At 71.7% G+C, this 12,427-nt stretch carries 12 protein-coding genes; 5 read left to right on the forward strand and 7 right to left on the reverse strand.

The features are described from left to right. Position 1: 1 nt before the first annotated feature. Complete coding sequence (locus tag ACTXG6_RS39970) at positions 2 to 1,084, reverse strand: sugar ABC transporter substrate-binding protein (protein WP_445184499.1); 1,083 nt, start codon at positions 1,082 to 1,084, stop codon at positions 2 to 4. Between the two features lie 181 nt (positions 1,085 to 1,265). Then, on the reverse strand, positions 1,266 to 2,864 hold the full coding sequence (locus ACTXG6_RS39975; protein ID WP_445184500.1) for a class I adenylate-forming enzyme family protein: 1,599 nt from the start codon (positions 2,862 to 2,864) through the stop codon (positions 1,266 to 1,268). Positions 2,865 to 3,000: 136 nt separating this feature from the next. On the opposite strand from ACTXG6_RS39975, the gene ACTXG6_RS39980 reads away from it, so the two are divergent. After that, complete coding sequence (locus ACTXG6_RS39980) at positions 3,001 to 4,173, forward strand: acyl-CoA dehydrogenase family protein (RefSeq protein ID WP_445184501.1); 1,173 nt, start codon at positions 3,001 to 3,003, stop codon at positions 4,171 to 4,173. Positions 4,174 to 4,195: 22 nt separating this feature from the next. Further along, entirely contained in the window at positions 4,196 to 4,852 is a 657-nt protein-coding gene (locus tag ACTXG6_RS39985) for a TetR/AcrR family transcriptional regulator (RefSeq protein ID WP_445184502.1), read from the forward strand. A 13-nt stretch (positions 4,853 to 4,865) separates the two neighbouring features. On the opposite strand, the gene ACTXG6_RS39990 is transcribed toward ACTXG6_RS39985, so the two are convergent. Continuing rightward, on the reverse strand, positions 4,866 to 6,560 hold the full coding sequence (locus tag ACTXG6_RS39990) for a class I adenylate-forming enzyme family protein (RefSeq protein WP_445184503.1): 1,695 nt from the start codon (positions 6,558 to 6,560) through the stop codon (positions 4,866 to 4,868). Between the two features lie 30 nt (positions 6,561 to 6,590). Then, entirely contained in the window at positions 6,591 to 6,836 is a 246-nt protein-coding gene (locus tag ACTXG6_RS39995) for a hypothetical protein (RefSeq protein WP_445184504.1), read from the reverse strand. A 100-nt stretch (positions 6,837 to 6,936) separates the two neighbouring features. Between ACTXG6_RS39995 and ACTXG6_RS40000 the strand changes: the two genes are divergently transcribed. Then, on the forward strand, positions 6,937 to 7,728 hold the full coding sequence (locus tag ACTXG6_RS40000; RefSeq protein WP_445184505.1) for an enoyl-CoA hydratase-related protein: 792 nt from the start codon (positions 6,937 to 6,939) through the stop codon (positions 7,726 to 7,728). Positions 7,729 to 7,817: 89 nt separating this feature from the next. On the opposite strand, the gene ACTXG6_RS40005 is transcribed toward ACTXG6_RS40000, so the two are convergent. From ACTXG6_RS40005 to ACTXG6_RS40015, 3 genes are read right to left on the reverse strand one after another with little or no spacing between them, the layout of a single operon-like run. Next, positions 7,818 to 8,558, reverse strand: a complete 741-nt coding sequence (locus tag ACTXG6_RS40005) for an SDR family NAD(P)-dependent oxidoreductase (RefSeq protein ID WP_445184506.1) — start codon at positions 8,556 to 8,558, stop codon at positions 7,818 to 7,820. Positions 8,559 to 8,566: 8 nt separating this feature from the next. Beyond that, complete coding sequence (locus ACTXG6_RS40010; protein ID WP_445184507.1) at positions 8,567 to 9,376, reverse strand: enoyl-CoA hydratase/isomerase family protein; 810 nt, start codon at positions 9,374 to 9,376, stop codon at positions 8,567 to 8,569. Continuing rightward, the gene (locus ACTXG6_RS40015; protein ID WP_445184508.1) at positions 9,373 to 10,149 is read right to left on the reverse strand and encodes an enoyl-CoA hydratase/isomerase family protein; all 777 of its coding nucleotides are present in this window, start codon (positions 10,147 to 10,149) and stop codon (positions 9,373 to 9,375) included. The genes ACTXG6_RS40010 and ACTXG6_RS40015 overlap by 4 nt, the downstream gene beginning before the upstream one ends. A 156-nt stretch (positions 10,150 to 10,305) precedes the next feature. Between ACTXG6_RS40015 and ACTXG6_RS40020 the strand changes: the two genes are divergently transcribed. After that, complete coding sequence (locus ACTXG6_RS40020) at positions 10,306 to 10,986, forward strand: response regulator (protein ID WP_445184509.1); 681 nt, start codon at positions 10,306 to 10,308, stop codon at positions 10,984 to 10,986. A gap of 176 nt (positions 10,987 to 11,162) precedes the next feature. Next, positions 11,163 to 12,422 (forward strand): MFS transporter, encoded by a 1,260-nt coding sequence (locus ACTXG6_RS40025; protein ID WP_445184510.1) that lies wholly within the window; start codon positions 11,163 to 11,165, stop codon positions 12,420 to 12,422. Positions 12,423 to 12,427: the final 5 nt, after the last annotated feature.

Raw genomic sequence — 12,427 nt, forward strand, 5'->3', positions numbered from 1 at the left:
GTCACTTGCAGTGCAGGACGCTGTTCTGGAACTGGGCCTGGAGTGCCTTCGTCTTGTCCTGCCGCTGGGTGTCGTAGGTGGCGACGTTCTTCGAGTCGACGACGAACGAGCCGGAGTCGATCGAAACGCCGGGGTCGGCCACCGTGCACTGGCCCGCGACCAGCTTGGTCAGCGCCCAGGTGCCCACGTAGGCCTGGCCCACCGGGTTCTGCGCCACGGTGGCCGCGACGGAGCCGTCCCGGATGCCGGCCAGGATGGTCGGGTCGTCGTCGATCGCCACGTCCTTGATCGGCAGCTTGCTGGCCTTCACCGCGGCAGCGGCGGCGACGGCCGGGTTGTAGGCCGTGCTGACGATCCCGTTGATCTGGCCGCCCTGCGCGGAGAGCAGGTCGGAGACGGCCTTCTGCGCGGTCTGCAGGTCGGTATCGATGTCGGTGACGGTGGTGAGCAGCCGGACCTTGCCGCCGGTGGCGTCGATGACCTTCTTCACGCCGGCGATCCGCCGCTGGGTGTTGGAGTCGACGTTGTTGCCGGTCAGGTGCACCAGCACGCCCTGCCCGCCCATCGCGTCGATGGCGGCCTGGGTGGCCTTCTCGGCCGCCTGCTGCACGTCGGTGGACAGGCAGAACGAGGCCTGGTCCGCTTCGCCGGCCGGGCAGGAACCCAGCGACGCGACGGTGATCCCCTTGCTCTTGAGGTCGGAGAAGGTGCTGTTGATGTCGGTGGGCGAGACCCCGAAGATGCCCATGGCGTTGTACCCCTGGGCGGCCAGCGAGTTGATTGCCGCGTTCTGCTTGGCCTGGTCCCACTGGCCGGTCTCGTCGAACGTCATACCGCCCAGCCCGAGGTCGGTCTTGGCCTGCTCGCCGGCCGTCTTCCAGGGTTGGAAGTAGGGGTGCGCCCCACCGGGCACCAGTGCCACCTTGACCTGGGCGGCGGAGGTGACCGCCGGGGCCGCGGCACCGGAACCGCCCGACCCGCCGGACCCGCCGCCGGAACCACGGGTGCTGCAGCCGGCGGTGACGACGAGGGCCGCGATGCCCAGTGCGGACAGGCCTACCCGTACCGCGCGCATCGTGTTCATCATGGGCTCCAGGATCTCGTTTCCTATAGGATGCTTCCTGCTTCCTACGGGAGTAACCCGATCGGGTCAAGTGGTGGGGCGACCTTGGGTGGCCCCGGCGGCAGGAACTTCGATCCCCGCAGACGGCGCGCCGCGCCGCGCACCGGGCCGCGCCTCCCGCCGCGCCCGCCGCCGCGGTCCGCTACTCCCGCGCCAGCAGGGACTCGCGCAGCCGGAACTTCTGCACCTTGCCGGACGGCGTCATCGGGAACTCGTTCACGACCACGACCCGGGACGGGATTTTGAACTTCGCCAGGCCGGCCCTGGCGTGCTCGATCAGCTCGGCGGCCGCGTCCGGCAGCGGCGAGCGCAGCCGGACCACCGCCACCACCACCTCGCCCCAGCGCTCGTCCGGCATGCCGATCACCGAGGCCTCCAGCACGGCGGGATGAGTGACCAGGCAGTTCTCGACCTCCGCCGGCGCGATGTTCTCGCCGCCCCGGATGATCAGGTCCTTGAGCCGGCCGGTCAGCCGGACCATGCCCCGCTCATCCATCGCTCCCAGGTCGCCCAGGTGCAGCCAGCCGTCCGCGTCGACGGCCCGCCCGGTTGCGTCCGGGTCCCGGTAGTACTCGATGAGCTGTTGGAAGCCGCGCGCGCAGATCTCACCGGACTCGCCGAGCGGCACCGTCTCGCCGGTCACCGGGTCGACGATGCGGCACTCGGTGTGCGCGATCGGCCGGCCGATGGTGCTGACCAGGTCGGCCCTGGTGTCCGAGCGCCTGGTCAGGGTGAGCACCGGGCCCAGCTCGGTCTGGCCGAACAGGTTGTGCACCGAGGCCCCGAACAGCTGTTCCACCGTCTCGATCATGCTGCCGGGCACATTGGACGCCCCGACCAGCACGGTGCCCAGCTTCGGTGGCGCCTCACCGTCGGCCCGGGCGGCCTCGACCACCGCACCCAGCACCGTCGGCACGCTCATCAGCACGCTGACCTGCTCCGCGCGGATCGCGGCCAGCGCGGTCACCGGGTCGAACCGGTTCATCAGCACCATGGTGCCGCCCAGCCACAGCGGGCCGAGGGTGCTGACCACGCAGGACGCGGTGTGGAACAGCGGCAGCGGGTTCAGGCAGACCGCGCCGTCGGCGAGCTCGGCGGCGCGCATGGTCAGCATGGCGACGTTCACCAGTGCGCGGTGGTGCAGCAGCACGCCCTTCGGGGTGCCGGTGGTGCCCGAGGTGTACTGCAGCATCACCGGGCTGAGCTGGTCGACCTCGGGCAGCTCGGCACGGGCCGGCGCGGTGAACCGCTCCGGCTCGGACAGGCTGATCACGTGCCGCAGCGCCGGACACTCCGGCGCGACCTCGGCGGCCACGGCGGCCAGGTCGTAGTCCCGGCTGAGGTCGGCGTGCAGCAGGGCGACGGCGCCGGAATGTTGCAGCGCGTAGCGGAGCTCCTCCGGTCGCAGCACCGGGTTGAGCGCGACCAGGACCACGCCGGCCAGCGCCGCGCCGTACTCGATGACCGGCCACTCGGCCAGGTTCGGCGCCCACAGTGCGACGAACTCCCCGGGCTCGGCCAGCTCCAGCAGACCCGCCGCGATCCGCCGCGCCTGCTCGTACAGCTCGGCATAGCTGTAGCGCCTGGGCTGCCCGTCGTGCCCGGTGGCGACCAGTGCGACGGTGTCCGGCAGCTGCCCGGCTCGCTCGGCCAGCAGCGAGCCGACCGTGTGCCCGGTCAGCGGGATGCTCCGGTCGGCCGGCCACCACGACGTGGTCAGCGGCGGTTGTGCGCCAGTCATGGGCCCATCCTGCCGGAAGAATGCTAGCCTCGGCCAGAGCGTCCGGACACTATGTCCAGTCAGATCCGCAGTCGGATGTGTACGGCCCTGACCGGGTATCCGCCGCCCGAGCCCGGTCCCTGCCCTGGAGTGAGCCATGACCGTCACCGATCCGGCCACCGTCTCGACCGGCCACGTCGTGTTCAACGAGGAGCACGACGCGCTGCGGGCCTCGATCCGCGCGTTCGTGGACCGCGAGATCGTGCCGCACGTGGCCGAGTGGGAGGAGAACACCTTCCCGGACTCGATCGTGCGCCGGATGGGCGATCTGGGTCTGCTCGGCCTGTCCGTCCCGGAGGAGTACGGCGGCCAGGGCGGCGACTATTTCACCAACCTCGTGCTGGCCGAGGAGATCGCCCGCGGCGGCAGCGGCGGGTTCCTGATGGGCCTGTCGGTGCACACCGACATGGTGATGCCGCCGATCCTGGAGTTCGGCACCGAGGAGCAGAAGCAGCGCTGGGTGCGCCCCGGTGTGGCCGGCGAGCAGATGTACTCCCTCGGCATCACCGAGCCCGACGCCGGCTCCGACGTGGCCGGCACGAAGACCCGCGCGGTCCGCCACGACGGCGGCTGGCTGATCAACGGCTCCAAGACCTTCATCACCAACGGCCACCGCAACAGCATGATCCTGCTGGTCACCAAGACCGACCCGGACGCCGGGCACCGCGGCTTCAGCCTGTTCCTGGTGCCGATGGACACGCCGGGGGTGAGCAGGGCGCAGAAGCTGCGCAAGATGGGCATGCACGCCTCGGACACCGCGCTGCTGTCGTTCGAAGACGTCTGGGTGGACGACTCCGCGCTGCTGGGGACCGTCGGCAAGGGCTTCGAGCAGATCATGTGGGAGCTGCAGGCCGAGCGGCTGATCGGCGCCGCCGGGTGCCTCGCCTACGGGCAGTACGCGTTCGACAAGACGCTCACCTACGCGCGCGAGCGGCACACCTTCGGCCGCCCGCTCGGCCAGCACCAGGCGATCCGGCACAAGTTCGCGGACATGGCCACGAAGCTCGAGGGCGCCCGGGCACTGATCTACCAGACCGCCAGGTCCTACGCCGCCGGCGAGTACCCGGTGCGGGCGATCTCGATGAGCAAGCTGCTGGCCACCCAGACCGCCTGGGAGGTCGCCGACCAGTGCGTGCAGATCCACGGCGGCGCCGGTTACATGGACGAGTACGACGTGTCCAGGGTGCTGCGCGACATCCGCCTGTACCGCATCGGCGCCGGCGCGGATGAGATCATGCTGGACGTGATCGGCAAGTCGTTCGGGTTCTGAGCGTCTGAATGGATACCGCCTGATGCCCTCCGTGACCCGCAAGACACAGGGCAGTCGCGCCGAGCGCCGAGACCAGATCAAGGCGCGGCTGCTGGCCGCCGTCGAGTCGCTGCTCGCCGACGGTGAGAACTTCACCGAGCTGTCGGTGGAGCGGCTGGTGTCGATGGCCGGGGTGTCCCGCTCCACCTTCTACGTCTACTTCGAGGACAAGGGCGAGCTGATCAGGGCCTGGCTGGCCGAGATCATCTCCGAGCTGGACGTGGCGGCGCAGGCCTGGTGGGCGCTCGACGGCGACGCCACCTGGGACGACCTGCGGGCCGCGCTGAACCGGGTGGTGACCGTGTACCGGCCGCACACCACGCTGATGGCCGCCGCGTTCGACGCCGCCGCGTACGACACCGGGGTCCGTGGTCAGGTCGACGAGATGATGCAGCGCAACATCGCCGGCCTGCGCAAACACATCCGGACCGGGCAGCGCACCGGCTCGGTGGACGAGCGGCTGCCCGCCGCGCAGACCGCAGCCTGGCTGACCTGGATGGCGGAGCGGGGGCTGCACCGGCTGGTCCGCGACGCCGCCGACGACGAGCTGAACATGCTGGTGGACGCCTACGCCAGCATCGTCTGGAACACCCTCTACGCCGGCGCCCGCAACGGCCACGCCGACAAACCCGGACGCTAGCCACTCACGAGGGTCAGGCGAGGCGGGCGGCGGCCAGGCGCACCAGTTCGAACTTGCGAACCTTGCCGGTCGGCGTGGTGGGCAGTTCGTCGGCGGTCAGGAACAGCACGTGCTTGGGCACCTTGAACCTGGCCAGCTTGCCCCGGCACAGCTCGAGGATCTCCTCCACCGTCACCGCGGCGCCGGCCTCGGGCACCACCCAGACGCAGCCGACCTCGCCCCACCTGTCGTCCGGCACGCCGACCGCGTACGCCTGGCTGATGCCGGGGTGTTGGCTGAGCAGCTCCTCGATCTCCTTGGGCATCACCAGCTCGCCGCCGCTCTTGTACAGCTCCTTGCTGCGCCCGGTCAGCTGCAGGTAGCCGTCGTCGCGGACCCGGCCCAGGTCGCCGGAGCGCAGCCGCCCGCCGGACAGCGCCGCCTCGGTCTCCACCGGCTTCTCCCAGAACCCGAGCATGATCGTCGGCCCGTGCGCGACCAGCTCACCTTCGCTGCCGGCTGGCAGGTCCTCCCCGGTCATCGGATCGATCACCTCGTAGGCGCACAGCGCACCGTCATGTTCGGCCAGCCCCGCCGCGCCGGCCATCTTGACCGCGCCGACCGTCGTGGAGTGCAGCTCCAGCGAGTCCTCGGGCCTGCTCAGCGTCATCGCGCCACCGGCCTCGGTCATCCCGTATCCGGTGGTGATCTCGGTGATCCCGAGGTCGGCGCGCACCCGCTCCCACAGCCAGATCGGCGCCGGGGCGGCCCCGGACAGGATGCCGAACACCGACGACAGGTCGTGCCGGGTGCGCGCCGGGTGTTCGAGCAGCGCAACGGTCATGGTCGGCACACAGAGGATGTCGGTGGCCCGGTGCCGCTCGATGCCGGCGAAGTAGCGGGCCGGGTCGAACGCGGTCTGCGGCACGATCGCCCCGCCCACGAACATCGCGGACAGCAGCCCCTCCACGTAGCCGAACATGTGGTAGCAGGGCAGCGAGAACAGGATGCGCCGGCCGTCCTCGTACGCCCTGGTCAACGCGGAGGCGTAGCCGGTGCGCAGCACCGCGTCGTGGGTCACCATCACGCCCTTGGGCGAGCCGGTGGTGCCCGAGGTGTAGAGGATGTCGCCGACGTCGTGCGGCTGGCCGGGGGCTCCGTCGGCCGCGCCGGGGTTCGCCCCGCCGAGCGCGGTCAGGCTGTCCACGGTGGCCACGCCGTCCCGGCCCCGGCCGTCAGTGGGCAGCAACGCGACCTGGCGCAGCTCGGGCAGCGCCTCCGTCGGCCCGTGTTCCCAGCCGGGCGCGATGCCGTCCAGCATGGCCAGGTAGTCCAGCCCGGCGAACCCGGTCATGGTGACCAACAGGGTGCACCGGGACTGCGCCAGCACGTAGGCCAACTCGTCGGCCCGGTACAGGTAGTTGAACGGGATGGCCACCGCGCCGGCCGCCGCGATGGCGAACTTCACCGGCACGAACTCCAGGTAGTTGGCCATCAGCACACCGACCCGGTCCCCCGGCCGCACCCCCGCCGTGGCCAGCCCGTCGGCCAGCCGGCGAGCCCAGTCGGCGGCCTCGGCGTAGCTCAGCGTGCGGTCGTCGGTGAGCACCAGCGGCCGGTCGCCGTACTGCTCGGCCGTCTCCCGCAGCGCCCGGTCCAGCGTCCGGGGTCGCCACGCCGGGTGCGCGGCGCGCAGGTCCGCACGCCGCTGCTCGATGCTCGGGCGCATCCGCCGGGTCCTCTCTCGGGTCGGTCCTGCTCAGTCCTCGGCCGGCTGGGGGCCGTCCCCGCGACTGGCGTACGGGTCGAGCAGCGCGTTCAACCGGTCGGTCGGCAGCCACGCCAGGCTCTCCAGCTGGAGCGCGTCGAGGTACGCCACCCGGTTGCCCCGGAGGTCCTCGATGCGCAGCCGGGGGCCGTTCGCGGCGTTGTCGATGCTCAGCTCCACGGCGGCGAACTCGCTGGACACCACGCCGACCCGCTGGTCCTCGCGGCTGCCCGTCACCGGAGCCTGCTGTCGAGATCGGTCATGCCCACTGCCTCCGCGCCCGAACCTAGATCGGACAGTGTGTCTGGACAGGATGTTAACATCTCGGTCCGTGTCCATGGACGACGAAACGATCCGCTACCACCAGGACGGCGGGGTCGCTCTCCTCGAGCTGAACCGGCCGGAGGCGCTGAACGCCTGGACCCCTGAGATGGGGCTGGCGCTGCTCGCGGCGCTGCGCCGGGCCGCCGCGGACCCCTCGGTGCGCGCCGTGCTGATCACCGGCGCGGGCCGGGCGTTCTGCGCCGGGGCGGACGTGAAGAACGCCCGCGAGCTGATGCCGAACGGCGATCCGGACGTGTCAGGTCGACTGCGCGACATCTACAACCCGATCGTGCTGGAGATCCGGTCCGCGCCGAAACCGGTGATCGCGGCGGTGCACGGGGCGTGTGCGGGCATCGGCGCCTCGCTGGCGCTGGCCTGCGATCTGATCCTGGCCGCCGAGGACGCGTACCTGATGATGGCGTTCGTCCGCATCGGCGTGATGCCGGACGGCGGTATCTCCTACTTCCTCGCCGAGCGGGTCGGGCTGGCTAGGGCGGCCCAGCTGACCATGCTGGGCGAGCGGCTGCCGGCGGCGACCGCGCTGAGCTGGGGGCTGGTGAACGAGCTGCACCCGGCGGCGGAGCTGCTGCCGGCCGCCCGCGCACTGGCCGCCCGGCTGGCGGCCGGCCCGACGGTGGCACTGGCGAACGTCAAGCGGACGCTGAACGAGGCGGCACAGGCCGGGCTGGCGGCGCACCTGGCCCGGGAGGCCGACCGGCAGCAGGAGCACGGCGGCACGTTCGACTACGCCGAGGGCCGGGCGGCGTTCATCGAGAAGCGCCCGGTCCGCTTCGAAGGACGCTGACAAAATCCCCGACTCACCCTGACGAAAACCCCGACTCGCTGTGTCGAGAGCCCCGACTCGCGGGAACGTGCGGTGACAACAGGCGGGGGTCAGGCGCCGAGGCCCATGCCGCCCGAGACGCCGAGGGTCTCGCCGGTGACGAAGCCGGCCTCCGGCGAGGCCAGGAACGCGGCGCCGGCGGCGACCTCCGCCGTGCTGCCGAGCCGGCCCAGCTGGGTACCGGCGATCATCGCGGCGATCTGCCGGTCCCCGATCTCGCCCTGCGCCCGCACCTTGTCCAGCAGCGGGGTGTCGATCGGGCCGGGCACCAGCGTGTTCGCGGTGATGCCGAACCGGGCGTTCTCCCTGGCGATGGACTTGCTGAAGCCGACCGCCGCCGCCTTGGTCGCCGCGTACACCGCGTTGCCCTTGGAGCCGATCCGGCCGGCCTCCGAGGACACCGTGACGATCCGGCCGTAGCGGGCCCGCTGCATCGCCGGCAGCACCGCCTGGGTGCAGGCGAAGACACCCTCCAGGTTCACCGCCAGCATCCGCCGCCACTGCTCCGGGGTGACCTCGGTGAACCAGCAGAACTGGTCGTAGCCGGCGTTGTTCACCAGTATCTCGAAGGTCCGGTCACCGCCCAGCGCGGCGCGCACCGCGGCCGGGTCGGCCACATCCAGCGCAACCGCCTCGCCGCCGATCTCCCCGGCCACCGCACGGGCCGCTTCCAGGTCGATGTCGGCCACCGTGACGTGCGCGCCCTCGGCGGCGAGCCGGCGGGCGATCCCGGCGCCGATGCCCCGCCCGCCCCCGGTGACCACCGCACGCTGGCCGGCCAGCCGAGCCACCGCGTCGCTCATTTCCCGGTGAACACGGGCCGGCGGCGCTCGATCACGGCGGCCAGCCCCTCCCTGGCGTCCGCGGTACCGGACAGCTCGGAGACCGTGCGCGCCTCGTCCGGCAGTCCGGTCTCCACCGACCGGCCCACCCCGTCCCAGAGCAGCCGCTTGCTCGCGGCCAGCGCCAGCGGGGCACCGGCGGCCAGGGTGGCCGCCAGCCTGTCGGCGGCCTCGGCCAGCTCGGCGTCCGGCACGACCTGGTTGACCAGCCCGATGTCGAGGGCCTCCTCGGCGCTCAGGATGGGGTTCGTCAGCACCAGGTTCATCGCCCTGCGCAACCCGACCAGCCGGGGCAGCGTCACCGACACACCGGCGTCCGGGGCCATCCCGGCGCGGGTCGCACCGGGCAGGAACTTCGCCGACTCGGCGGCCACCACGAGGTCGGCGGCGCACACCAGGCCGAACCCGCCGCCGCCGGCCGCGAAGCCGTGCACGGCGGCGATCACCGGTGCGTTCAGCCGCATCAGCGCGCTCACCGAGATCTGCAGCCAGGAGGTCGCCTCGCGCAGGTAGTCCGGCAGCCCCTCACCCTTCGAGGCGAAGTCCTTGATGTCCCCGCCGGCACAGAAGTTCGGCCCGGCGCCAGACACCACGAGTACCCGCAGCCTCGGCTCGCTGTGACAGCGCATCAACGCGTCGTAGAGCGCCCGCAGGAACGGCACGCTCATCCCGTTGGCCGCCTCCGGCCGGTTCAGGGTGAGCCGGCCGACCCCGGAGTCGTCCAGGTCGAGCAGCACCATGCCGCTATCGATGAGCTTCTCCGTCATCTCTGCCCTTCACGTTCGCTGAACGCGGCCACCGCGGCGTCCCCGGCCGGCCCGACCAGATGGTCCAGCACGGCTTCCAACTCCAGGTCCAACCCCTGCTCCAGGGACACCTCGGCACTGGCCCGCACGAGCCGCTTGCTCGCCGCCAGTGCCGCCCGGGAGCCACTGGCCAACCGGGTCACCAGGTCGGCGACCGCCTGCTCCAGGTTCGCCGGCGGCACCGCGCGGTAGACCAGACCCCAGCTCGCGGCGTCCGAGCCACTGATCCGGTCGCCGGTCAGGATCAGGCCGAGTGCCCGGTTCATGCCGACGATCTTGGCCAGCCGCTGGGTGCTGCCGCCGCCGGGCACCTGGCCGAACCGGGAGTGGATGTCGGCCAGCCGGGCGTCGGCGGCGGCCACCGCGATGTCGCAGGCCTGGATCAGCTCGAAGCCGCCGGCGACGGCGTTGCCCTCGACCATGGCGACCACCGGCACCGGTGCCTCGGCGATCGCGGCCAGCGCGCGGCGGAAGGACAGGAAGAGCTCGGCGAGCGCGTCCCGCCCCTCCTCCCGCAGCCGGGCCAGCTCGGGCACGTCCCCGCCGACGCAGAAGTTGTGGCCGGCGCCGCGGATGATGATCACGTCGACCAGCACGGCGAGGTCGCGGACACCCGCTTCCAGCTCCCGGCCGAGCCGGACGGTGATCGCGTTCATCGCGGCGGGGCGGTTGAGGGTCAGGTAGCCGACCCGGCCGTCCCGGTCGACCAGGACCTCTTCGCGACCGTCGCTCACCCGCCCACCCTCCTCAGTGCCCACCGGACGATCATACTGTCTGGACACACTGTCCGGCACCGCCCGTCACTCTGGCCTGGACCGCACCGCGCGTCAAGCGCCGACCAGACCGACACTCTGAGCACGCCGAGCCGCCGACTGTGAGAGTCTGCCGGCATGAGCGATCCGGGATCGCGGCCACTGGTGGTCGTGATCGTCGATGACCACGAGCTGTTCGCGCAGGGCCTGGCACTGCTGCTGGAGTCCAAGGCCGGCGACCGGTTCGTGGTCGGCGGGCTGACCACCCGGGTCGAGGAGGCCGCGACCGTGGTCGAGTCCTGCTCCGCCGACCTGGCCATCATCGACCTGGCCATGCCACCGCTCGGCGGTGCGGTCGCGGTCCGCCAGGTGAAGCAGCGCCGCCCGGCCACCCGGGTACTGGCACTGTCCGGCTCGGACAACCTGGCGCTCGCGGAGCGGGCCCTGCGCGCCGGCGCGGACGGCTACCTGCCGAAGTCGGCCGACCCGGATGTGCTGCTGGCCCCACTACTCACCGTGGCCGCCGGGCTGCGGGTGATGCACGGAGAGCTGCTGGACGCACTGCTGGCCTCGGCGCGCAAACCGCCGGACGAACTGCTGGAGCGCCTGGACAGCCAGGACCGCACGCTCTGGGTGCTGATCGCCCGCGGCCTGGAGACCGCCGACATCGCCACCCGGATGTTCGTCTCCGAGCGCACCGCGAAGCGGATGGTCGCGGCACTGCTGCACAAGCTCAGGCTGCCGAACCGGATCGAGGCCGCCGGGATGGCCGGCCACTACGGCCTGCTCGACGAGTCGGGCCTCGGCGACCCGCACTGACCGGGCCGAAAGGCCCACACACCCCGGACGCCTCCCCCGTCCGGTGCCGCCACGCGCGCCCCGGCCGCCGGTTCTCAGCCACCGTGCGCAGCGACACATACCCCTCGGCCGAAACGGGGACGCAGTGCTACGGTCGTCCAACAGGTAGGACCGTCTTCCCACAGAATGGGACAGCCATGGAAGACCAGGAGCAGCCCGGGGACATCAACCCGGCGTGGCGGCGGAACCTGTTCGTCTGCTTCGCGGGTTCGTTCACGACGATCGTTTCGATGACGTTGCTGCTCCCCTACCTACCGCTCTACGTCCACGAGCTGGGCGTGCGCGATCCGGCTGCCGTCGTGCAGTGGTCCGGCATCGCCTACGGCGCCACCTTCTTCACCGCCGCGCTCACCGCACCGCTGTGGGGCGCGCTGGGCGACCGCTACGGGCGGAAGTCGATGCTGATCAGGGCCAGCCTGGGGATGGCGGTCGCGATGTCGCTCATCGGGCTGGCGCAGAACGTGTGGCAGCTGGTGGCGCTGCGGCTGCTGACCGGCCTGCTGGGCGGTTACGCCTCGGGCTCCACGGTGCTGGTCGCGGCGCAGACCCCGAGGAACCGCGGCGCGTGGGCGCTGGGTGTGCTGTCGGCCGGGATCATGGCCGGCAACGTGGTCGGCCCGCTGCTCGGCGGGATCGCGCCGGACCTGATCGGGATCCGGCTGACCTTCTTCGTCGCCGGTGCGGTCATCTTCTGCGCGTTCCTGGCGACCGCGTTCGGGATCAAGGAGCAGAAGCGGGTCCACCCGGCCGGGACGGTCTCCACCGTCGCGCCGAAACCCCGGGTCAGCGCCTGGTCGAACGTCGAGCACAAGGGGCGGGTCGCCGCGCTGCTGCTGACCGCGACGCTGCTGATGTTCGCCACGATGTCGATCGAACCGATCATCACGGTCTACGTCAGCCAGCTCGCCCACGGCGCGACGGCCATCTCCTCCATCGCCGGCGTGGTGATGGCGGCGGGCGCGCTCGGGACCATCCTCTCCGCGCCCCGGCTGGGCAAGCTCGCCGACCGCATCGGGCACGCCCCGGTCATCTGCGTCTGCCTGCTGGTCTCGGCGGCGTTGCTGGCGCTGCAGGCCGCCGCCGTGAACAACGTCGAGCTGGGCGTCCTGCGCTTCCTGATGGGCCTGAGCCTCGGCGGGTTGCTGCCGGCGATCACCGCCTCGATCCGGCACACCGTCGCGCGCCCCAGCGTCGGCCAGATCCTGGGTTACGCGATCAGCGCCCAGTACGTCGGGCAGGTCGCCGGCCCCGCGGTGGGCGGCTTCATCGGGGGGCATCTCGGCATGAAGGCGGTGTTCCTGTGCACCAGCTCCGCGCTGGTCATCGGGGCCGCGATCACCTGGCGGACCCGCGAGTCAGCGGTCCGCCAGGTGACCCATGCCCCGGACGCGGTCTAGCCGGG

The sequence above is a fragment of the Pseudonocardia sp. Cha107L01 genome, assembly GCF_052566575.1.

What these genes read in the sequence shown, in the direction of transcription:
- ACTXG6_RS39970 (WP_445184499.1), bottom strand. Translation starts at nt 1,084, where the DNA reads ATGAACACGATGCGCGCGGTACGGGTAGGCCTGTCCGCACTGGGCATC.
- ACTXG6_RS39990 (WP_445184503.1), bottom strand. Translation starts at nt 6,560, where the DNA reads ATGCGCCCGAGCATCGAGCAGCGGCGTGCGGACCTGCGCGCCGCGCAC.
- ACTXG6_RS40020 (WP_445184509.1), top strand. Translation starts at nt 10,306, where the DNA reads ATGAGCGATCCGGGATCGCGGCCACTGGTGGTCGTGATCGTCGATGAC.
- ACTXG6_RS40000 (WP_445184505.1), top strand. Translation starts at nt 6,937, where the DNA reads ATGGACGACGAAACGATCCGCTACCACCAGGACGGCGGGGTCGCTCTC.
- ACTXG6_RS39980 (WP_445184501.1), top strand. Translation starts at nt 3,001, where the DNA reads ATGACCGTCACCGATCCGGCCACCGTCTCGACCGGCCACGTCGTGTTC.
- ACTXG6_RS39985 (WP_445184502.1), top strand. Translation starts at nt 4,196, where the DNA reads ATGCCCTCCGTGACCCGCAAGACACAGGGCAGTCGCGCCGAGCGCCGA.
- ACTXG6_RS40010 (WP_445184507.1), bottom strand. Translation starts at nt 9,376, where the DNA reads ATGACGGAGAAGCTCATCGATAGCGGCATGGTGCTGCTCGACCTGGAC.
- ACTXG6_RS40025 (WP_445184510.1), top strand. Translation starts at nt 11,163, where the DNA reads ATGGAAGACCAGGAGCAGCCCGGGGACATCAACCCGGCGTGGCGGCGG.
- ACTXG6_RS39975 (WP_445184500.1), bottom strand. Translation starts at nt 2,864, where the DNA reads ATGACTGGCGCACAACCGCCGCTGACCACGTCGTGGTGGCCGGCCGAC.